General features: G+C 74.6%; 1 protein-coding gene. It reads right to left on the reverse strand.

The annotated features are described in order from the left end of the window. Window positions 1-3: 3 nt before the first annotated feature. Entirely contained in the window at window positions 4-23,979 is a 23,976-nt protein-coding gene (locus tag ACGFSC_RS24575) for a non-ribosomal peptide synthase/polyketide synthase (protein ID WP_359901308.1), read from the reverse strand. Window positions 23,980-23,987 lie beyond the last annotated feature (8 nt).

Here is a 23,987-nt window from a genome sequence, read left to right on the forward strand (position 1 = left end):
GGGTCAGTCCTCCTGGTGGGAAAGGGTGGTGGTGCCGTCGGTGTCGCCGACGGCCTCGGTGATCCTGGCGGCCAGGACCGGTCCGATCTGGGCCAGTGAGCCGGCTTGGGTCATCCGGTCGTGCCGGGTGGTGATCCGGTGCGATTCGATCCGGCCGGTGACGTACGCGCGCCAGGTCTCGGGCCCGGCGTTGTCCTCGGCCCGGTCGATCGTGGAGTTGAAGAGCAGCAGGTCTCCGTCGAAGCCGCCGGGGACGAAGTCGACCGCCAGCTTCGCGTTGTTGATCATGATCTCGACGATCACCTCGACCTGTCGCTCGTTCAGGCCGGCCAGCGCGCTGCCCCGCCGGTTGAGGACCTCGGCGACCTCGGCATAGGTGATCTCCCGGGCGCCCAGCTCGTCCGGGTCGACGTCGAGCACACCGACGAGCACGTCGCGCACGGTGGGCACCGGAGCGACCTCGAACTTCACGTCCTTCACCGGGTAGGCGTCGAGGACCGCCAGCAGCGCGGTCCGTTCGCCGCGCGACTGCAGCTCGCAGGCGAGCGCGTGGGCGATCAGCCCGCCCGCGGACCAGCCGAGGAGCAGGTACGGGCCCTCCGGCTGGATCTTCTGGATCTGGTCGGCGTAGTCGGCCGCCATCTCCTCGTAGGAGGTCGGCAGGGGTTCGGGCCTGCCGAGGCCGCGCGCCTGGATCGCGTAGACCGGGTGCTGCGGGCCGAGGTGGTTCAGCAGTCCGCTGTACGACCAGCTGATGCCGCCGCCGGGGTGGATGCAGAACAGCGGCGTCCCCGTCCCGGTCGAACGCAGCGGCAGCACCACGTCCAACGCGTCGTCGGGATCGTCCATGAGCAGGCGCTCGGTGAGCCCGGCCACGGTCGGTGCCTCGAACAGCATCCGCAGACCCAGCTCCAGGCCGAGGGTCTCGCGAACGCGGGAGGCCAGGCGGGCGGCCAGCAGCGAGTGCCCGCCCAGGTCGAAGAAGTTGTCGTCGATGCCCACCTGCTCCCGGCCGAGGACCTCGGCGAAGAGGCCGCACAGCAACTGCTCCTGCGGCGTCCGTGGGCCGCGCCCGGCGCCCGAGGCCCCGTACTCGGGGGCGGGCAGGGCGGCCCGGTCGAGCTTGCCGTTGGCGGTCAGCGGCAGCGCGTCCACGGTGACGAACGCCGCCGGCACCATGTAGTCGGGCAGGTCGCGGCGCAGCCGGCCGGACAGCTCGCCCGCCTCGGGCGCGCCTTCGGGGCCGGGCACCAGGTAGGCGACCAGCCGCTTGTCGCCCGGCCGGTCCTCCCGGGCGACGACGGCGGCCTGGGCGACGCCCGGGCAGCCCGCGAGGACCGCCTCGATCTCTCCGGGCTCGATCCGCAGGCCGCGCAGCTTGACCTGGTGGTCGGCGCGTCCGGCGAAGTCCAGCGTGCCGTCGGCCCGCCACGACGCGAGGTCGCCGGTGCGGTACATCCGGCTCCCGTCCGGCCCGTACGGGTCGGCGGTGAAGCGCTCCGCCGTCAGGCCGGCCCGCCCGAGGTAGCCGCGGGCCACGCCCGTCCCCGCGAGGTACAGCTCGCCGACCATGCCGGTCGGCACCGGGCGCAGCCTGTCGTCGAGCACGTAGGTGCGCATGTTCGCCATCGGCCGGCCGATCGGAACGGTCGCGGCGTGTTCGGGGAGGTCGCCCACCGGGTGCCAGGTGGCCAGGGTGGTGGCCTCGGTGGGCCCGTAACCATTCACCACCTCGATGCCGGGGCAGGCCTCCCGCACCCGGGCGACGGCGGCCGGGGAGACCACGTCGCCGCCGGTCCACACCTCGCGCACCCCGGCGAGCAGGCCCGGGCGCTCCTCCGCGACCAGGCGGAACAGTCCGGCCGTGAGCCACAGTCCGGTCACCCCGTGCGAGGTGATCGTGTGCTGGAGCAGGTCGAGGTCGAGCTGCTCCGGCGGTGCGACCACGACCCGGCCGCCGTTGAGCAGCGGAACCCACAGCTCGTAGGTGGAGAGGTCGAAGGCCGTCGGGGAGTGCATCAGCACCCGCTCGTGTCCGCCGCCCCGCCATTCGGGGGTGAGCGCGAGGCCCACCACGTCACGGTGGGTGACGGCCACGCCCTTCGGCCGACCGGTCGAACCGGAGGTGTACATGATGTACGCCAACTGCCCTGGCGAACAGGGGACTTCGACGTCGGAAGGATCAGCGGTCCCGGACCGCACCAGCGCGGTGAGCACCTCCCGGGTGAGCACCAGGGCGGCCCCGCTCTCCCGCAGGATCAGGTCGATCCTGGAGGAGGGGAAGCGCGAGTCCAGCGGCACGTAGGCGCCGCCGGCCTTGACGATCGCCAGGATCGCCACGACCAGCTCCGCCGAGCGGTCCAGCATGACCGCGACCGGCGTCTCCGGCCGTACGCCCTGGCGGATCAGCGCCCGTGCCAGGCGGTTGGCCCGCAGATCGAGCTCCGCGTAGGTCAGCTCGATACCGCCGGCCACCACCGCGACCGCCTCCGGGGTGGCCCGCACCTGGCGGGCGAACAGCTCCGGCACCGCGGCCTCGGGCAGCTCGGCCGCGGCACCGTTGGACCCGGCGAGCAGTCGGCGGTGTTCCTCGACGGGCATGATGTCGATCCGGCTGATCGGCCGGTCGGGGTCGGCGACCGCCGCGTGCAGCAGCCGGGCCAAGCGCTCGAACAGCAGCTCCACGGTGGGCGCGTCGAAGAGGTCGGTGGCGTACTCCACCGCGCCGACGAGGCCGTCGGGGCCGCCGTCCGGGCGGAACTGCTCGGCCAGGCTGAAGGTCAGGTCGACCCGCGCCGTCCCGGTCGGCGCCTCCAGGTGGCCGGTCTCCAGCCCCGGCAGCGCGAACTCGCCGACCGGCGCGTTCTGCAGGGCCAGCATGATCTGGAACAGCGGGTGGTGGGCCAGCGACCGCGCGGGGTTGACCACCTCGACCAGGTACTCGAACGGCACGTCCTGGTGGTCGTACGCGGTGAGCGCCTTCTGCCGGACCCGGCCGACCAGTTCGGCGAAGCCGGGGTCCCCGCCGGTGTCGGTGCGCAGCACCAGGGTGTTGACGAAGAACCCGACGAGCTCGTCCAGCGCCTGGTCGGTACGGCCGGCGATCGGGCTGCCGACCGGGATGTCCGTGCCGGCTCCGAGCCGGGTGAGCAGGGCCGCGAGCCCGGCCTGGAGCACCATGAACATGCTGGCGCCGCGCGCGGCGGCCAGGTCCCGCAGGGCCCGGTGCAGTTCCGCGTCCAGCCGGACCACGACCCGGTCGCCCCGCTGGGAGGCCACCGGCGGCCGCGGCCGGTCGGCGGGCAGCTGCAGCTGCTGCGGGACGCCGGCCAGCTCCCCCTTCCAGTAGGCCAGTTGCCGGGCGAACAGGCTGTCCGGGTCGGCGGCGTCACCGAGCAGCTCGCGCTGCCAGGCGCTGTAGTCGGCGTACTGCACCGGCAACGGGGACCACTGCGGGGCCTCGCCCCGGCAGCGGGCCGCGTAGGCCGCGGCGAGGTCACCCGAGAGCGGGCCCATCGACCAGCCGTCGGCGGCGATGTGGTGCACCACGACCAGCAGCACGTGCCGGTCGGGGGCGAGGGCGTACAGCTCCGCCCGGAGCGGCGGTTCCGCCGCGAGGTCGAAGCCGCACTGCGCCGTCTCCGCCAGGCGCTCGGCCAGTGCGCTCTCGTCGAGCTCGACCACCGGCAGTGCGGGGTGCGCCTGCGCGGCGCTCAGCACGATCTGGTGGGGCATGCCGTCCGTCTCGCGGAAGACCGTCCGCAGGCTCTCGTGCCGGGCCACCACGTCCGCGAGCGCGGCGTGCAGGGCCGGGCGGTCCAGTTCACCGGTCAGGCTGAGGGCGAGCGGCATGTTGTAGGTGGCGCTCGGTCCGTCCATCCGGTGCAGGAACCACAGGCGGCGCTGGGCGAAGGACAGCGGCACCTGGTCGGGGCGGGCCCGGGCGGTCAGCGCGGGCCGCGCCGCCCCGGAGCCGTCCAGGCGGGCGGCCAGCCCGGCCACGGTCGGCGTTTCGAACAGCGTCCGGACCTCCAGCTCCGCCCCGAGGGTCGCCCGGACCCGGGAGGCCAGCCGGGTCGCCAGGAGGGAGTGCCCCCCGAGGTCGAAGAAGCCGTCGTCGACGCCGACCTGCGCCAGGCCCAGCACCTCGGCGAAGAGTTCGGCGAGGAGCTGCTCCTGCGGGGTGCGCGGTGCCCGCCCGGCCGCGACCGGACCGAGGTCGGGTGCGGGCAGCGCACGGCGGTCGAGCTTGCCGTTGGCCGTCAGCGGCAGCGCCTCCAGCGCCACGAACGCCGAGGGGATCAGGTAGTCGGGCAACCGGCTCCGCAGCCAGTCACGGAGTTCGCCCAGGAGGGCGCCGGTGCCCCGGCCGCCGGTCGGGCGGTTGGTCAGTGAGGACAGCGACGCACCCGTGGCCCGGGCCGGCCGGTAGGCCTCGACCGGGGAGCCGTGGAGCGCCCGCGGGTCGGTGAGGACGACGTCCACGGCGTCCGCCGCGGTGGCCGACCAGGTCACGGCCACCGAGCGGCCGAACTCCGACCCGAGGGCGTGGAAGTCCTCCGGGTCGGCGAGGTCGGCGTCCTCCGGGGCGTGCAGCCGTTCCAGCAGCTCGGCGAGCGAGCCGTCCCCGTTCTGCACCGCCCGGGCCAGAGCGGCCTCCCGCACCACCCGGCGGTTCGGCACCCCGGTGATCCGCAGCACGTCGGCGGGCGGCTGGGCGAGCAGCTCGCGCAGTTCGGCCGGCCCGGCGACCTGCTGCCCCCACGCCAGCTCGACGGACCGCTCCGGAGCCGTCGGGGTGACCGGCGCCCTGTGCAGCGTCACGTCGTAGCGGTAGCGGGTCAGCTCGTTGTGGTGGCGGCCGCGCTTGACCTCGACGGCCGTCGCGCCGATGTCCGTGCCGTGCTCCCCCAGGGCGGTGAAGAAGTCCGGGTCGACCAGGAGCTCCTTCTCGACCCGGAGGGCCTGCTCGACCGCGCGGCGCACCGAGGTGACGTCGGCGCCTTCGCCGACCCGGTGGAGTTGGACGGCGGTGGCCAGCGGGCGCAGCAGCCGGAGGTTGCGGACGTCGCCGACGAACAGCGCGCCGCCGGGGGCGAGCAGCCCCATCAGCTTCCCGATCACGTCGGCGAGGTACTCGGCGGACGGGAAGTACTGCACCACCGAGTTGATCACGACGGTGTCGAACTCCCCCGCCGGGAGCCCGGCGGTGTCGTGAGCCGGGCGGGTCTGCAGCACCACGCGCCCGGCCAGCTCCTCCTGCCCGGCCACCTGGGCGGCCAGCGCCTCGATCGCGGTGGCGGAGAAGTCGGTCGCCCAGTACGTCTCGCAGTGCGGTGCGATCTGCGAGAGCAGCAGACCGGTGCCGACGCCGACCTCCAGCACCCGGCGGGGCCGCAGGGCCAGGATGCGGGAGACGGTCGCGTCCCGCCACTCCCGCATCTGCTCGACGGGGATCGGGCTGGCGTCGTAACTGCTGTTCCAGCCCACGAAGTTCTGGCCGAAGCCGGCCTCCTCGGGAGCGATGGGCAGGGCGTCGTAGATGTCCTGCCACTCGCCCACGTGGTCCGCTTCGAGGGCGCTGTCGCGGGCCTCCTCCTGGCGGGGGACGACATAGCCGACGAGCCGGTCGTCCTGGGCGAGGACCGCGGCCCGGGCGACGGCGGGGTGCTCGGCCAACGCCGACTCGACCTCGCCCGGTTCCACCCGGAAGCCGCGCACCTTCACCTGCTCGTCGGCGCGGCCGACGTACTCCAACTGCCCGTCACCGAGCCAGCGGACCAGGTCGCCGGTGCGGTACATGCGGCTCCCGGACGCACCGAACGGGCAGGCGACGAACCGCCCGGCCGTCAGGCCCGGCCGGTTCAGGTAACCACGGGCCAGGCCGGCGCCCGAGACGTACAACTCGCCGGGCACGCCGGGCGGCACCGGCCGCAGCCGGTCGTCCAGCACGTACACCTGGGCGTTGGCGATCGGGCGGCCGATCGGCGGCACGCCCGCCCCCGGGGACAGCGGGTCGCTCATGGTCGCGCAGACCGTGGTCTCGGTCGGGCCGTAGGCGTTGATCATCCGCCGGCCCGGCGCCCACCGCTCCACCAGCTCCGGCGGGCACGCCTCCCCCGCCACCACCAGCGTCGACACCGCCACCGTTTCCTCCGGCACGGCGGCCAGGACCGACGGGGGCACGGTCACGTGGGTGACCGCGAGCCCCGGGTCGGTCAGTGCGGCGACCGGGTCCGCCGCCGGGGGCAGCACCAGGGCCGCGCCGCGCAGCAGCGCGGTGCAGATCTCCGACACCGAGGCGTCGAAGCTTGGTGAGGCGAACTGGAGCACCCGGCTGCCGGGGTCGATCGCGAACCGCTCGATCTGGGCGGCGACCAGGCTGGCGACCCCGCCGTGGGCGACCACGACACCCTTGGGGCGGCCTGTCGAGCCGGAGGTGTAGATCACGTAGGCCGGGTGCCGGACGTCGAGCGCGACGTCCGGGTCGGTCTCCGGCCAGTCGCCCTCGACCACCATCACCGGATCGTCGACCATCAGCGCCGGACGGGCGTCCGCCAGCATGAAGTCGATCCGCGCCCGCGGGTACGCCGGATCCACCGGCAGGTACGCGGCCCCGGCCTTCAGCACCCCCAGGACGGCGACCACCGCTTCCACCGAGCGCGGCAACGCCACCGCCACCAACTGCTCAGGGCCCACCCCCCGCGCGATCAGCGCGTGGGCGAACCGGTTCGCCCGGGCGTTCAACTCCCGGTACGTCAACTCGACGTCACCACGGACGAGGGCGACCGCGTCCGGCGTCGCCGCCACCTGGGCCGCGAAGGCCTGCGGCACCGGAACGGCGCCCACCTCGCGGGCGGTCGCGTTGCCCCGCTCCAGCAACCGGTGCCGCTCGTCGCCGTCGAGGAGGTCGATCCCACCGATCGACCGGTCCGGGTCGGCGGTGACCGCCTCCAGCAGGAGCGTCCAGCGCCGGACGAGGGCTTCGACCGTCGAGCGGTCGAACAGGTCGGTGGCGTACTCCGCCGCGCCGACGATCCCTGCCGGGCTCCCGTCCGGGCCGAACCGCTCGACGAGGCTCACCCCGAGGTCGAACTTGGCGGTTCCGGTGGCCACCGCGTAGGCGGCGACCTCCAGGCCCGGCAGCGAGAACCGGCCCATCGGGGCGTTCTGCACGGCCAGGATGGTCTGGAACAGCGGGTGGTGCGACAGCGAGCGGGACGGATTCAGCACCTCCACCAGGTGCTCGAACGGCACGTCCTGGTGCGCGTACGCCGACAGCGAGGTCTCCCGCACCCGCCCGAGCAGCTCGGCGAAGCTCGGATCACCGCTCGTGTCCGTCCGCAGCACCAGCGTGTTCACGAAGAACCCGACCAGCTCGTCCAGCGCCTCGTCCGTGCGCCCCGCGATCGGACTCCCGATCGGGATGTCCGTCCCCGCACCCAGCCGCGTGTACAGCGCCGCCAGCGCGGCCTGCAGCACCATGAACAGGCTGGCGCCGGTGTTCCTCGCCAGTTCGGTCAGAGCGGCGTGCAGTTCGGGGCTGAGTTCCAGGCCGACGTGATCGCCGTGCCAACCGGCGACGGGCGGCCTCGGCCGGTCGGCGGGCAGCCGGAGCAGCTCCGGGAGGTCGGACAGCTGGCGCTTCCAGTAGTCGAGCTGCTCGGTGAACCGGCTCTGCGGGTCGGTGGCGTCGCCGAGCAGGTCGCGCTGCCAGAGCGTGTAGTCGGCGTACTGCACCGGCAGGTCCGACCAGCCCGGCGCGCGGCCCTCGCTCCGGGCCGCGTACGCCTCGGCGAGGTCGCGGGCCAGCGGGCCGGTGGACCAGCCGTCACCGGCGATGTGGTGCATGACCAGCAGCAGCACGTGCTCGCCCGGCGCGACGGCGAACAGCTCCGCCCGCAGCGGCGCCTCCGCCGTCAGGTCAAAAGGCCGCCTGGCGAACTCGGCCAGCCGCTCGTGCAGTTCGGCCTGCGCGACCTCGGTCAGCCCGGCCCGGGGCCGGGCCTCGGCCGGGTCCAGGACCCGCTGGCACGGGACGCCGCCCACCTCCGGGAACACCGTCCGCAGGCTCTCGTGGCGGGCCACCACGTCGGCCAGCGCCTCGTCCAGCGCCGTCCGGTCGAGCGTCCCGGTCAGCTGGAGCGCCAGCGGGATGTGGTAGGTCGCGGCCGCGCCGTCCATGCGGTGCAGGAACCAGAGCCGGCGCTGGGCGAAGGACAGCGGCACGGCCTCCGGCCGCTCCCGCGCGGTCAGCGTCGGGCGGGCGCTGCCGGCCTCCGTCAGCGCCCCCGCCAGACCCGCCACCGTGGGCGCCTGGAACAGCGCGCGCAGCCCGAGCTCCACGCCGAGCACCGAGCGCACCCGAGCGGCCAGCCGGGTGGCGAGCAGGGAGTGCCCGCCGAGGTCGAAGAAGTCGTCGTCGACCCCGACCTGCGGCAGGCCCAGCACCTCGGCGAACAGCTCGCACAGGATCTGCTCCTGCGGGGTGCGCGGCGCCCGACCCGCAGCCGTGGGCGTGGCCTCGGGCGCGGGCAGCGCCGCCCGGTCCAGCTTCCCGTTCGGCGTCAGCGGCAACGCGTCCAGCAGCACGAAGGCCGACGGCACCAGGTAGTCCGGCAGTCGCTCGCGCAGGTACGCCGCCAGCTCCGTCGGACGGACAGTCGTGTCCGGACGAGCCGTGACGTAGCCGACGAGGCGGTCGTCCTGGGCCAGGACCGCCGACCGGGCGACGGCGGAGTGCCCGGCCAGGGCCGCCTCGATCTCGCCGAGTTCGATCCGGAAGCCGCGGACCTTCACCTGGTCGTCGGCGCGGCCGACGTACTCCAGCGCACCGTCACCGCGGCGGCGCACGAGGTCGCCGGTACGGTACATCCGTGCACCGGCCGGGCCGAACGGGCAGGCGGGGAACCGCTCGGCGGTGAGCCCGGGCCGGTCCAGGTACCCCCGCGCCAGGCCCGGGCCGGCGACGTACAGCTCCCCCACCACCCCCGGCGGCACGACGCGCAGCCGCTCGTCCAGCACGTAGACCCGGAAGCCGGCGACCGCACGGCCGATCGGCGGCACACCCGCCCCCGCGGACAGCGGGTCGCTCATGGTCGCGCAGACCGTGGTCTCGGTCGGGCCGTACGCGTTGATCATCCGCCGGCCCGGCGCCCAGCGTGCCACCAGCTCCGGCGGGCACGCCTCCCCCGCCACCACCAGGGTGGTGGCCGTGACGTCGGCCACCGCCGCCAGGGCCGAGGGCGGCAGGGTCACATGGGTGACGCCGAGCCGGTGGTCCGTCAGCGCCTCCAGCGGGGCGTCCACCGGGGCCAGGACGAGGGTGGCACCGCTGAGCAGGGCACTGCACAGGTCCCAGAAGGACGCGTCGAAGCTGGGCGAGGCGAACTGGAGCACCCGGCTGCCGGGCACCACGCCGAGCCGCTCGACCTGCGCCGCCACCAGGCCGGACACACCGGAGTGGCTGACCACGACGCCCTTGGGGCGGCCGGTCGAGCCGGAGGTGTAGATCACGTAGGCCGGGTGCCGGACGTCGACCGCGACCACCGGGTCCGTGTCCGGCCGGTCGCCCTCGACCACCATCACCGGATCGTCGACCACCAGCACCGGACGGGCGTCCGCCAGCATGAAGTCGATCCGCGCCCGCGGGTACGCCGGATCCACCGGCAGGTACGCCGCCCCGGCCTTCAGCACCCCCAGGACCGCCACCACCGACTCCACCGAGCGCGGCAACGCCACCGCCACCAACTGCTCAGGGCCCACCCCCCGCGCGATCAGCGCGTGGGCGAACCGGTTCGCCCGGGCGTTCAACTCCCGGTACGTCAACTCCAGATCCCCGCACACCAGCGCGACCGCGTCCGGCGCCGCCGCCAGCCGCGCCGCGAACAGCTCCGGCAGGCCCACCCCGGCCGCCCCGCCCTCGACGGCGGGCAGCAGCTCGCGGCGCTCCTCGGCGGACAGCAGGTCGATCCCGCCGATCGGCTGGTCGGGCGCGGCGGCGACCGCGGCCAGCAGCCTGGTCCACCGGGCGACCAGGGCCTCGACCGCCGGGCGGTCGAACAGGTCGGTGCTGTACTCCACCGCGCCGCTGAGCCCGGCCGGCGCTCCGTCCGGCCCGTGCTCCTCCGCGAACCCGAAGGTCAGGTCGAGCCGCGCCGTCCCGGTAAGCACACTCATTCCGGAGACCCGCAGACCCGGCAGCTCGAAGTCGCCGCCCGGCGCGTTCTGCACCACCAGCCCGGTCTGGTACAGCGGGTGGTGCGACAGCGAGCGGGACGGGTTCAGCGCCTCCACCAGGTGCTCGAACGGCACGTCCTGGTGCGCGTACGCCGACAGCGCGGTCTCCCGCACCCGCCCCAGCAGCTCCGCGAAGCTCGGATCGCCGCTGGTGTCGGTGCGCAGCACCAGCGTGTTGATGAAGAACCCGACCAGCTCGTCCAGCGCCTCGTCGGTGCGCCCCGCGACCGGGCTCCCGATCGGAATGTCCGTACCCGCGCCCAGCCGCGTGTACAGCGCGGCCAGCGCCGCCTGCAGCACCATGAACAGGGTGGCACCCGAGCGTCGCGCCAACTCCACCAGCGCCGTGTGCAGTTCGGCGTCGATCCGGAGTTCCAGCAGGTCGCCGCCGTACGACATGGCGGCCGGGCGCGGCCGGGCTGCGGGCAACCGCAGCTGCTCGGGCAGCCCGGCCAGCGCCTCCTTCCAGTAGGCGACCTGGCGGGCGAACAGGCTGTCGGCGTCGTGCTCGTCGCCGAGGATCTCGTGCTGCCACAGGGTGTAGTCGCCGTACGTCACCGGCAGCGGCGGCCAGGCCGGCGCCCCGCCGCCCTGCCGGGTGGTGTAGGCGGTGGCCAGGTCACGGGCCAGCGGGCCCATGGACCAGCCGTCCCCGACGATGTGGTGCATCACCAGCAGCAGCACGTGCTCGTCCGGCGCGACCGCGAACAGCTCCGCCCGCAGCGGCACTTCCGCGGTCAGGTCGAAGCCGCGCACCGCCGCCTCGCGCAGCAGGGCGGGCACCTCGGCCTCGCCGGCCGCGCGTACGGTCAGCGGGACGGCGACCTCGGTGCTGTCCAGCACCCGCTGGAACGGGATTCCGGCGGTGTGCGGGAAGACCGTGCGCAGGGTCTCGTGCCGGGCCACCACGTCCGCGAGCGCGGCGCGCAGCGCGGCCCGGTCGAGGTCGCCGGACAGTCGCAGGGCCAGCGGCATGTGGTAGGTGGCGCTCGGTGCCCCGAACTGCTGGAGGAACCAGAGCCGGCGCTGGGCGAAGGACAGCGGCATGGGCTCGCGGCGGGGCCGGGGCACCAGGGCCTGCCGCGCGGTGGCGGCGTCCTGGAGCCCGGCGGCCAGCCCGGCGGGGGTCGGGGTCCGGAACAGGGCGCGCAGCTCCAGTTCGACCCCGAGGGTCGCCCGGACCCGCGAGACCAGCCGGGTGGCGAGCAGGGAATGCCCGCCCAGCGCGAAGAAGTCCTCGTCGACCCCGACCCGTGGCCGGCCCAGCACCTCGGCGAACAGCTCGCACAGGATCTGCTCCTGCGGGGTGCGCGGCGCCCGGCCCGTCTCCCTGCTCGTGGCCTCGGGCGCGGGCAGCGCCGCCCGGTCCAGCTTCCCGTTCGGCGTCAGCGGCAGCGCGTCCAGCAGCACGAACGCCGACGGCACCAGGTACTCCGGCACCCGGCCGCGCAGGTACGCCGTCAGCGCCGACGCGGTCGCCCCGCTCCCGGCCACGGGGACGACGTACGCCACGATCCGGTCCTCCCGGGCGAGCACCGCGACCTGGGCGACGCCCGGGTGCGCGGTCAGCTCGGCCTCGATCTCGCCCGGCTCGACCCGGAACCCGCGCACCTTCACCTGGTGGTCGACCCGGCCGGCGAACTCCAGCTCGCCGTCTGCGCGCCAGCGGACCAGGTCGCCGGTGCGGTACATCCTGGCGCCGGCCGGACCGTACGGGTTGGCGACGAAGCGCCCGGCGGTGAGACCGGGCCGGTTCAGGTAGCCGCGTGCGAGCCCCGTTCCGGCGAGGTACAGCTCACCCAGCACGCCGGGGGCGACCGGCCGCAGCGCCGAATCCAGCACGTACACCCGGCAGTTGGCGATCGGACGGCCGATCGGTACCGGCACCGGGCAGTCGGCGGGGTCGGCCGGCAGCGGGTAGGCGGTGATCACATGGGTCTCGGCGGGGCCGTAGTGGTTGTGCAGCACCCGGCCCGGCCGGCGGGCCTGGAGCCGGCGCACCGCACCGCCGAGGCGCATCGCCTCACCGGCCTGGGCGATCAGCCGCAGGCGCGGCAGCTCCAGCCCGGCCTCCTCGGCGGCCTCGGCCAGCGCCTCGACCACCAGGTTGGGCGCGAACAGCTCCCCCACCTGGTGCCGGTCCAGCCAGTGGGCGAACAGCTCGGCGCTGCGGCGCTGTTCCTCGGTCGGCACCACCAGGGTCTTGCCGTACAGCAGCGCGGAGAGCACCTCCTGCACCGAGACGTCGAAGCTGATCGCGGTGAACTGCGCGGTGCGCGTGCCGGGTTCGCCGCCGACGGCCTCGTGGTGCCACGCCAGCAGGTTCAGCAGCCCGGCGGCGGGCATGACGACGGCCTTGGGCCGGCCGGTGGAGCCGGAGGTGTAGATGACGTAGGCCGGGTGCCGGGCGTCCGCGGGGACGACCGGGTCGTGCTCCGGCTGCTCGTCGGACGGTGTGACGGCCCCGAGGTCGTCGAGCACCACGGCCGGTCGGGCGTCCTCCAGCATGTACGCGATGCGGGCGGCCGGATAGTCCGGGTCGATCGGCAGGTACGCCGCGCCCGTCTTGAGCACCGCGAGGACCGCGACCACCAGCTCGGCCGAACGCGGCAGCCGCAGGGCGACGACCTGCTCCGGTCCCACGCCGCGCGCGATCAGCGCGTGGGCCAGCCGGTTGGCCCGGCGGTTCAGCTCGCGGTAGGTCAGCGCGGTGTCCTCGCACAGCACCGCCTCGGCCTCCGGGGTCGCCCGGACCTGCGCCTCGAACAGGGCGGGCAGGCTCTCGACCGGAGCCGGGCCGGCGGTGTCGTTGCGGGCGACCAGCAGCTCGTGCCGCTCCTCGGCGGTGAGGACGTCGATCCGGCTCAGCGGCCGGTCCGGTTCGGCGACCACCGCCGCCAGCAGCCGCAGCCACCGGGCGAGCAGCGTCTCCACCGTGGCGTGGTCGAACAGGTCGGTGCTGTACTCGACACGACCGACGATGCCCTCGGCCGGTCCGCCGGTGCCACCGTGCTCCAGCAGGTGGAAGCCGAGGTCGAACATCGCGGTGGGCGTGCGCACGAGGAGGATCTCGGAGTCCAGACCGTCCAGCTCGAACTCGGTGCGGGGCACGTTCTGCAACGCGAGCAGCACCTGGAACAGCGGTTGCCGGGCGAGCGACCGGGACGGGTTGAGGGCCTCGACGACGTGCTCGAACGGCAGGTCCTGGTGGGCGTAGGCGGCCAGCGCGCCCTCCCGGACCCGGGCCAGCAGCTCCGCGAAGGTCGGGTCGCCCGAGGTGTCGGTGCGCAGCACCAGGGTGTTGACGAAGAAGCCGACGAGGTCGTCCAGCGCCTGATCGGTCCGGCCGGCGATCAGGCTGCCGACCGGGATGTCCGTGCCCGCGCCGAGCTTGTCCAGCAGCGATGCCAGGGCGGCCTGCAGCACCATGTACACACTGGCGCCGTGCTCCCGGCCAAGCCGGACCAGCCCGGTGTGCAGTTCGGCGTCCAGTTCGACGTCGAGGTGCCCGCCGGCGTAGGAGGGGGTCGCGGGGCGATGGCGGTCGGCGGGGAGCCGGAGCTGCTCCGGAAGGTCGGCCAGCGTTCGCGTCCAGTGGTCCGTCTGGCGGGCGAACAGGCTGTCGGCGTCGGCCGCGTCGCCGAGCAGCCGGTTCTGCCACAGGGTGTAGTCGGCGTACTGCACGGGCAGGGGCACCCACTGCGGCTCCTCGCCCCGGCGGCGGGCCGCGTACGCGGTGGCCAGGTCGGCGGACAGCGCGCCCAGCGACCAGCCGTCGCCGGCGATGTGGTGGATCACCACCAGCAGCACGTGCTCGTCCGGACCCGCCTCGAACAGCTCCGCGCGCAGCGGCGGTTCGGTCGCGAGGTCGAATCCGCGCGCCGCCGCTGCCGTCAGCAGCCCCGGCAGGTCCGCCTCACCAACCCGGGTGACGGCCAGCCGGGGTGGAGCCGTTCCGGCGTCCAGCACCTCCTGGCGGGGAACCCCGTCGACCTGGGGGAAGACCGTGCGCAGGCTCTCGTGCCGGGCGACGACGTCGCCGAGCGCCGCCCGCAGAGCGGTCCGGTCGAGTTCACCGGTCAGCCGCCACGCCAGCGGCATGTTGTAGACCGGGCCGGCGTCCTCCAGCTGGTGCAGGAACCACAGCCGCCGCTGTGCGAAGGACAGCGGGACCTGGTCGGGCCGCTCTGCGCGGCGCAGCGCGGGCCTCGCCCGGCCGGCCCCGCCGAGTCCGGCGGCCAGCCCGGCCACCGTCGGCGTCTCGAAGAGGGCGCGCAGCTCCAGTTCCACCCCGAGGGCGGCCCGCGCCCGGGCGACCAGCCGGGTGGCGAGCAGGGAGTGCCCGCCGAGGTCGAAGAAGTCGTCGTCGGCCCCGACCCCGGCCACGCCCAGCACCTCGGCGAACAGCTCCGCGAGGACCTGCTCCTGCGGAGTGCGCGGGGCGCGGCCGGTCCGCGCCGCGGTGTGGACGGGTGCGGGCAGCGCCCGCCGGTCCAGCTTGCCGGTGGCCGTCAGCGGCAGGCCGTCCAGGGGCACGAAGGCGGCCGGGACCATGTAGTCCGGCAGTCGCTCGTGCAGGTGTGCCCGCAGTTCGTCCGGCCGGAGTTCCGCCCCGGTGACGGCCACCGGGTAGGCGACCAGCCGCGCGTCCCCGGCCCGGTCCTCCCGGACGGTCACCGCGACCTGGGCGACCTGCGGGTGTTCCCCCAACGCCGCCTCGATCTCGCCGAGCTCGATCCGGAAGCCGCGCACCTTGACCTGGTCGTCGGTCCGGCCCAGGAACTCCAGGTTCCGGTCGGCGCCCCAGCGCACCAGGTCGCCGGTGCGGTACATCCGCGTGCCGCCCGGACCGAACGGGTCCGCCACGAAGCGCCCCGCGGTGAGCCCCGGCCGGTTCAGGTAGCCGCGGGCCAGGCCCGCTCCGGCGAGGTACAGCTCGCCCGCCACGCCTGCGGGCACCGGCCGCAGCGCGCTGTCGAGCACGTACAGCCGGATGCCCCCGAGCGGCCGGCCGATCACCGGGCGCGGACTCGATTCCAGCGGTGCCACGACGGCGTCCACCGTGCACTCGGACGGCCCGTAGTAGTTCAGGCAGGACACGCCCTCGACGGCCCGCAGCCGCTCCCACAGCTGGTCCGGAACGGCCTCCCCGCCCATCGAGACCACCGCGGGACGGCGCCCCGGGTCGTCCAGGAGCCCCCGTGCGACGAGCACCTGCAGATAGGACGGAGTGGCGTTGACGTAGTCCAGCCCGACGCGCGTGGCGTAGTCGACGAAGGCGTCCGGGTCGGACCAGGTCGCCTCGTCCAGGACGTGAAGTTCGTGGCCCGCGTACAGGCTGGACAGCTGGTCGCAGGAGGCGTCGAACGACACCGAGGTGGTCAGCCCGATGCGCAGCCGCTCCTTCGTCCCCCGGGGGAACAGCAGCGGACGCTGGCTGACGAAGAGGTTGAGCAGGCCGCCGTGGGTCGACACCACGCCCTTGGGCCTGCCGGTGGAGCCGGAGGTGTAGATCACATAGGCCGGGTGCCCCGGGTCGATGGTCACCAGGGGGTCCGTCGCCGGGCAGTCGGCCACCAGGGCGGCCGTCGCCGGGTCGTCGAGCACCAGCCACCCGGCCGGACCGGCCTCCGGCAGCCCGTCCCGGGTCCGGGCGTCGGTCACCACCAGGACCGGGCCGGCGTCGTCCAGCATGTGCCCGATCCGCGCGGCCGGGTACCCGGGATCGATCGGGACGTAGGCCGCCCCGGTCCTGAGCACCGCGAGGATCGCCACGACCAGCTCGGCCGACCTCGGCAGCGCCACCGCCACCAGCCGCTCCGGCCCCGCGCCCCGGGCGACCAGGGCGTGCGCCAGCCGGTTCGCCCGCTCGTCCAGCTCCTCGTACGTCAGCGAGACGTCCCCGCACACCAGCGCCACCAGGTCCGGCGTCGCCCGCACCTGTGCCCGGAACAGCTCCGGCACGCTCGCGGCCGGAAGTTCCACCTCCGGTCCGGTGCCCAGTGCCGTCAGGTCGTCGCGCTCCTCCGCGGAGAGCAGGACGTACTGGCTGAGCCGCCGCTGCGGGTCGGCGACCGCGGCGCGGAGCAGCCGCTCCCAGCGCGCGAACATCGTCTCGACGGTGGCCCGGTCGTAGAGGTCGTCGGCGTACTCGACGAGCCCGTCGATCCCCTCCGGGGTGGGGACACCTCCCGGGCCGCCGGGCTCAGGGGGACCGTCCTGCGCCTGCCGCTCGGACATGGTGAAGATCAGGTCGAGCTTGGCGGTGGTCGTCGTCAACGGCATGCCTTCGACGCGCAGCCCGGGCGGCGCGAAGTCGGCCCGGGGCGCGTTCTGCAGCACCAGCATGACCTGGAACAGCGGGTGGTGCGCCAGCGAGCGCACCGGGTTGAGGGCTTCGACCAGGTGCTCGAACGGCAGGTCCTGGTGGGCGTACCCGGCCAGCGAGGTGTCCCGGACCCGCTCCAGCAGCTCGGCGAAGGTCGGATCGCCCGAGGTGTCGGTGCGGAAGACCAGGGTGTTGACGAAGTAGCCGACCAGCTCGTCCAGCGCCTGATCGGTCCGGCCGGCGACCGGGCTGCCGACCGGGATGTCGTCGCCCGCGCCGAGCTTGCTCAGCAGCGCCGCCAGCCCGGCCTGGAGGACCATGAAGAGACTGGTGCCGTGCTCGCGGGCGAGGTCGCGCAGACCGCGGTGCAGTTCGGCGTCCAGTCCGGCGTGCACGAAGCCGCCCCGGTGCGAGGCGGCCGCCGGGCGGGGCCGGTCGGCAAGCAGCTGGATCCGCTCCGGGAGGCCGGCCAACTGCCGTGTCCAGTAGGCCGCCTGGCGGGCGAACGGACTGTCCGGGTCGGCGGATTCGCCGAGCAGCTCGTGCTGCCACAGGGTGTAGTCGGCGTACTGGACCGGCAGGCTCTCCCACCGCGGCTCCTCGCCGCGGCAGCGCGCCGCGCAGGCGGCGGTCAGGTGCTGCGCGAGCGGGCCCAACGACCAGCCGTCACCCGCGATGTGGTGGAGCACCACGTGGAGCACGTGCTCGTCCGACGCCAGCTCGAACAGGTCGACCCGCAGCGGCGCATCGCCCGCCAGGTCGAACGGACGGTCCTTCGCCGCCGCCATCAGGGTGGACAGCTCGGCCTCCGTGGTCCGGCTCACGCGCAGCCGCGGGCGGGCCGCCGCGACGTCCAGCACCTGCTGGTACGGGACACCGTCGACGGCCGGGAAGACGGTCCGCAGGCTCTCGTGCCGCCCGACCACGTCCGCGAGGGCGGCCTCCAGTGCCCGGCGGTCCAGGTCCCCGGACAGCCGCCACGCCAGGGCGATGTGGTAGTTCGCGCCGGCGCCCTCCAGCTGGTGCAGGAACCAGAGCCGCCGCTGCGCGAACGACAGCGGGACCACCTCGGGGCGCTCGCGCCGTACCAGGGCGGCCTGCGCCGGTCCGGCCGCCACCAGGGCGGCGGCGAGGGTGGCCGGGGTCGGCGCCTCGAACAGGGTGCGCAGCGGCATCTCCACGCCGAGCGTCGCCCGGATCCGGGCGGCCAGGCGGGTGGCCAGCAGCGAGTGCCCGCCCAGGTCGAAGAAGCCGTCCTCGACGCCGGCCGACGGCACGCCCAGGACCTCGGCGAACAGCTCGCAGAGCACCTGCTCCTGCGGGGTGCGCGGCGCGCGGCCGGTTGCCGCCGGGGCGAGGTCGGGGGCGGGCAGGGCCCGGTGGTCGAGCTTGCCGTTGGCGGTCAGCGGCAGCGCGTCCAGCACGACGAACGCCGACGGCACCATGTGCTCCGGCAGCCGCTCGCTCAGGTGCGCACGCAACTCGGCCGGGCGCGGCGCGGCTCCGGCGGCCGGCACCAGGTACCCGACCAGCCGGGTGTCGTCGGCCCGGTCCTGCCGGGCCAGGACGGCGGCCTGGCCGACGCCGGGGTGCGCGGCGAGTACCGCCTCGATCTCGCCGAGCTCGATCCGGAAGCCGCGCACCTTCACCTGCTGGTCGGCCCGGCCGACGTAGCGCAGGCTTCCGTCCCCACCGCGCCGCACCACGTCGCCGCTGCGGTACATCCGCGATCCCGGCGGTCCGAACGGGTCCGCCACGAACCGTCCGGCGGTGAGGCCGGGCCGGTTCAGGTAGCCGCGCGCCAGGCCGGGGCCCGCGACGTACAGCTCGCCGGGCACGCCCGGGGCCACCGGCCGCAGGCCGTCGTCGAGCACGTACGCCCGCAGGTCCGGGAGGGCCGCGCCGATCTCGCCGGGGGCGGTGCCGGACCGGTCGAGCGCGGCGTACGTGACGTGCACCGTGGTCTCGGTGATGCCGTACATGTTGACCAGCCGGGGCGCGTCCTCCGGGTGCCGCTCGTACCAGTTCGCGAGCCGGGCGTGCTCCAGTGCCTCGCCGCCGAACACCACGGTCCGCAGGGCGAGTTCACGCGGGTGCTCGGCGTCGGCCTGCATCAGCTGGTAGAAGGCGGACGGCGTCTGGTTGAGCACCGTCACCCGCTCGCGGGCGAGGAGTTCCAGGAAGCGGCCGGGCGAGCGGCTGGTCTCGTGGTCCACGACCACGAGGCGGCCGCCGTGCAGCAGCGCGCCCCACAGCTCCCAGACCGAGAAGTCGAAGGCGTAGGAGTGGAAGAGGGTCCAGACGTCGTCGGCGGTGAAGCCGAACAGCTCCTCCGTCGTCCGGAACAGGCGCACCGCGTTGCGGTGCGGGACCACCACGCCCTTGGGGTTGCCGGTGGAGCCGGAGGTGTGGATGACGTAGGCGGCGTGGTCGGGATCGACGGTGATCCCCGGGTCCGTGTCCGGCAGCTCGTCCAGGTCGAGCGCGTCCAGCGGCAGCCGGTCGACCTGCTCCGCACCCGGCAGCTCGCCGGTCCGGCTCGTCGTCAGCAGCAGCGCCGGCCGGGTGTCCTGGAGCAGGTACGCGATCCGGGCGGCCGGGTACGCCGGGTCCACCGGCACGTACGCGGCGCCGGCCTTGAGCACCGCGAGCACCGCCACGACCAGGTCCGCCGAGCGCGGCAGGGCCAGCGCCACCAGCTGCTCCGGGCCCACGCCCCGGTCGATCAGGGCGTGCGCGAGCCGGTTGGCACGGGTGTTCAACTCGCGGTAGGAAAAGGTTACTTCACCGTCCGTGAGGGCGACGGTGGCCGGGTCGGCCCGTACCTGCTGCTCGAAGAGCGCGGCCAGGCCGCTCCCCGGCGTGTCCTCCTCCCGGTCGGTACGAGCCGGGAGGAGCGCGCGGAGCTCCTCGGCGGACAGCACGTCCACCCGGCCGATCCGCCGGCCGGGATCGGCGACGACGGCGCGCAGCAGCCGCAGCCACCGGTCGACGATCCCGGCCACGGTGGCCTCGTCGAACAGGTCGGTGCTGTACTCGACCACGCCCGACAGTCCCTCCGTACCCGGCTGTTCGGCCAGGATGAAGGTCAGGTCGCACTTGGCCGTCCCGGTGTGCACCAGGTCGGTCGTCACCCGCAGCCCCGGCAGGTCGAAGGCGCCGAGCGGCGCGTTCTGCAGGGCGAGCATGGTCTGGAACAGCGGGTGGTGCGCCAGTGTCCGGGTCGGGTTCAGCGCCTCCACGAGGTGCTCGAACGGCACGTCCTGGTGGGCGTACGCGGCCAGCGCGTCGGAGCGGACCCGGCCGAGCAGTTCGGTGAACGAGGGGTCGCCTGACAGGTCGGTGCGCAGCACGAGGGTGTTGACGAAGAAGCCGACCAGGTCGTCCAGGGCCTCGTCGGTGCGTCCCGCGATCGGCGTGCCGATCGGGACGTCGGTGCCGGCGCCGAGCTTGCCCAGGAGAGCGGCCAGCCCGGCCTGGAGCACCATGAAGAGGCTGGCGCCGCCGTCCCGGGCGAGCGCGCGCAGGCCCTGGTGCAGCTCGGCGTCGATCCGCACCGGCAGGTGGGCGCCCCGGTAGGACATCGCGGCCGGCCGGGGCCGGTCGAAGGGCAGTTCCACCTGCTCGGGCAGGTCCGCCAGCTGCTCCCGCCAGTAAGCGAGTTGGCTGCTCAGCAGGCTGTCCGGGTCGGCACCGTCGCCGAGCAGCTCCCGCTGCCAGAGGGCGTAGTCGGCGTACTGGACGGGCAGTGGCGACCACTCCGGCTTCGCGCCCTCGGTACGGGCCGCGTAGGCGGTCCGCAGGTCCCGCAGGAGCGGCCCCGCCGACCAGCCGTCTCCGGCGATGTGGTGCACCACCAGCAGCAGCACGTGCTCCTCGGTGCCGAGCCGGAACAGCTCGGCTCGCAGCGGCGGCTCCTCGGAGAGCTCGAAGCCGTGCCGCGCCGCCTCGGCCAGAAGGTCCGGCAGGTCGTGCTCACCGGCCTCGGTCACCCGCAGCCGCGGCCGTGCCGCGTCGGCGTCCAGCACTCGCTGGCACGGCACGCCGTCGACCACCGGGAAGACGGTGCGCAGGCTCTCGTGCCGCTCGACCAGGTCCGTCAGGGCGGCCTCCAGGGCCCGCTGGTCCAGGTGTCCGGACAGCCGCAGGGTCAGCGGGATGTTGTACGTGGCGCTCGGGCCCTCCATGCGGTGCAGGAACCAGAGCCGGCGCTGCGCGAAGGACAGCGGGACGGCCTCGGACCGCTCGCGCCGCCCCAGCGCCGGGCGGGCCCGGCCCGCGACGTCCACCGCCGCGGCCAGTTCCGCCACCGTCGGCGCGTCGAACAGGTCGCGCAGCCTCAGCTCCACGCCCAGTACCGACCGGGCCCGGGCGACCAGCCGGGTGGCCAGCAGGGAGTGCCCGCCGAGGTCGAAGAAGCTGTCGTCGGCGCCGACCTCCGGCACGCCGAGCACCTCGGCGAACAGGCCGGCGAGCAGGTGCTCGCTCGCGGTGCGCGGAGCGCGCCCCTGGTCGACGGGCTGCCGGTCGGGCGCCGGGAGGGCCCGCCGGTCGAGCTTGCCGTTCGGGGTCAGGGGCAGGGCGTCCAGCAGCACGAAGGCCGACGGCACCATGTGCTTGGGCAGTCGCTCCCGCAGGTGTGCGCGCAGGGCGGTGTCGGTGACCGCGGCGCCGGGCTCGGCGACGGCGTAGGCGACCAGCCGGGGCTCGCCCTCGGTGCGCACCACGACGGCGGCCCGGGCGACCCGCGGGTGCTCGGCGAGGACGGCCTCGATCTCGCCGAGCTCCACCCGGAAGCCCCGGACCTTGACCTGGTCGTCCGTGCGTCCGAGGAACTCCAGCTGCCCGTCCGCACCCCAGCGCACCAGGTCACCGGTGCGGTACATGCGGTCGCCGTGCGCGCCGAAGGGACTGGCCACGAACCGTCCGGCGGTCAGCCCCGGCCGGTTCAGGTAGCCGCGGGCGAGGCACGCGCCGGCGATGTACAGCTCGCCCGGCACCCCGGCCGGCACCGGCCGCAGGGCGCCGTCGAGTACGTGGAGCCGGACATTGGTGCCAGGCCGGCCGATGACCGGACGCGGGCTCGAACCCACGGACGCGATCACCGGGTTGACGGTGCACTCGGACGGTCCGTAGAGGTTGAGGCAGGACACCCCTTCGGCCGCCCGCAGCTGTTCCCACAGCCGCTCCGGGACGGCCTCGCCGCCTGCTGCGACCAGCGCCGGACGCCAGCCGCGGTGGCCCGACAACCCGTGGGTGACGAGGACCTGCAGGTAGGACGGCGTCGCTTCGATGTAGTCCAGCCCGCAGCGCGCCGCGTAGCCCACGAAGGCCTCGGGGTCGGTCCAGGTCGCGTGGTCCAGGACGTGCAGCTCGTGGCCCGCGAACAGGGCGAGCAGCTGGTTCAGGGAAGCGTCGAACGACACCGAGGTGGTCAGGGCCACTCGCAGCCGCTGCCGGTCCCCGAGCGCCGCCCGGAAGTGCACCTCCCGGAGGTCCGTGAGCAGGTTGAGCAGGCCCCCGTGGGTCGGCAGCACGCCCTTGGGCCGACCGGTGGAGCCGGAGGTGTGGATGACGTACGCCGGGTGGCTCGGATCGACGGCCACCATCGGGTCGGTCGCCTGGCAGCCCGCCAGCAGGGCGGCCGTCTCCGGGGCGTCGAGCACCAGCCGGTCGACCGGACCGCCGTCGGGCAGCCGCTCAACGCTGCCGGAGTCGGTCACCACCAGCGCCGGCCGGGCGTCGTCGAGCAGGTAGGCGATCCGGGCGGCCGGGTACTCGGGGTCGACCGGGACGTACGCCGCGCCGGTCTTCAGTACGGCGAGGATCGCCACCACCAGCTCGGCCGACCTCGGCAGCGCCACCGCCACCAGGCGCTCCGGCCCCGCGCCCCGGTCGATCAGGGCGTTCGCCAGCCGGTTCGACCGTGCGTCGAGCTCCGCGTACGTCAGCGAGACGTCGCCGCACACCAGCGCGACGAGGTCCGGAGTCGCCCGGACGTGCTCGCGGAACAGCTCCGGCAGGCTCGTGGCCGGCGCCGCCGCCACCCGCCCGGTGCCGAGGGCCGCCACCTCGTGGTGCTCCTCGGTCGTGAGCAGGTCGATCCGGCCCACCGCCTCGTCGGGGTCGCAGTCCGCGACTGCGTCGAGCAGGGCGAGCAGCCGCTGCCGGTGCGCGGCGAGGTCCTCGTCGCCGTACGCCTCGGGCGCTCCGTGCAGCCGGAGGAGCGGGGGGTTGCCGTCCCGGTAGTCGAAGACCCAGACGGCCAGGTCGCTGGTCGACCCGGACACGAAGTGGTGCACGGAGGCGGGGTGCCCGGCGAAGGCGGGCCTGGCGTTGAAGGCCATGATGTTGACGATCAGCGGGAACGCCGTGCCGATGCTGCCCGGCGCGCCGAGGTCCCGCAGCAGGTCCTCACTGCGGTAGCGCTCGTGCGCGACGGCCGCCTCGACCTCCCGTGCCACCTGGGCGACGAGTTCGCGCCACGGCATGTCCGGTCGTACCGTCAGCCGCAGCGGCACCACGTTGGACATCGTGCCGGGCACGGACATCAGGTCGCGGTCGGAGCCCCGACGGGCGGTGACGGGGAGGGCGAGCACCACGTCCTGGGATCCGCTCAGCCGGTGGGCGTAGAGCGCCGCCGCCGCGATCACCAGGCGGGACCACCGGACTCCGGTCCGCCCCGCCGCCGCCCGCAGCGCCTCCGGGCTCCGCAGTTCCCGCTCCTCGGCCAGGCGCAGGGCGCGGTGCGGATCGGTGGCGGAGGTGTCGGTGAGCCGGGTCGGGGCGGGCAGGTCGGCGAAGCGCTCGGTCCAGTAGGAGCGGTCGGCGGTGAAGTCGGCGGACGAACGGTAGGCGGCGTCGCTGTCGACCAGGTCCCGTAGCGAGCCGAACGGGCAGGGCGGCACGGCGCCGCCCTCGGCCAGCGCCGAGTACACCTCGCCGACCCGCTGGCGGACCATGGAGCTGCTGATCGCGTCCAGCACCACATGGTGGTAGTTCAGGTACCAGAGGAACTCGGTCGGTGACAGCTTGACCAGCGCGTGCCCGAACAGCGGGTCGTGCGCGAGGTCCAGCGGGCGCATCAGGTCCCGCTCCATCCACTCCATGGCCGCCGCGCGGGGGGCGGGCTCCCCGCTGAGGTCCAGGTGTGCCGGTGTCCAGTCCCAGGTCTCGCGGAGGATCTGGCGCGGGCCCTCGCCCTCGTCGACGAAGGTCACGTGCAGGGCGTCGACCTCGTCGACCACCCGGCGCAGCGCGGTCTCGAACAGTTCCGGATCGACCGGTCCGTGGATCTCCAGGCACTCACCGACGCGGTAGCCGGGGATCGGTGTCCGGGAGCGCTGCTCGGCGAGCCAGATCTCCCGCTGGGCCGCGGTCAGGGGAAGGACGTCGCCGTCGCGACGGGACATGGGGGTAC

It is taken from the genome of Kitasatospora sp. NPDC048715, from assembly GCF_043198905.1.
Classification (GTDB): domain Bacteria; phylum Actinomycetota; class Actinomycetes; order Streptomycetales; family Streptomycetaceae; genus Kitasatospora; species Kitasatospora lactacystinica.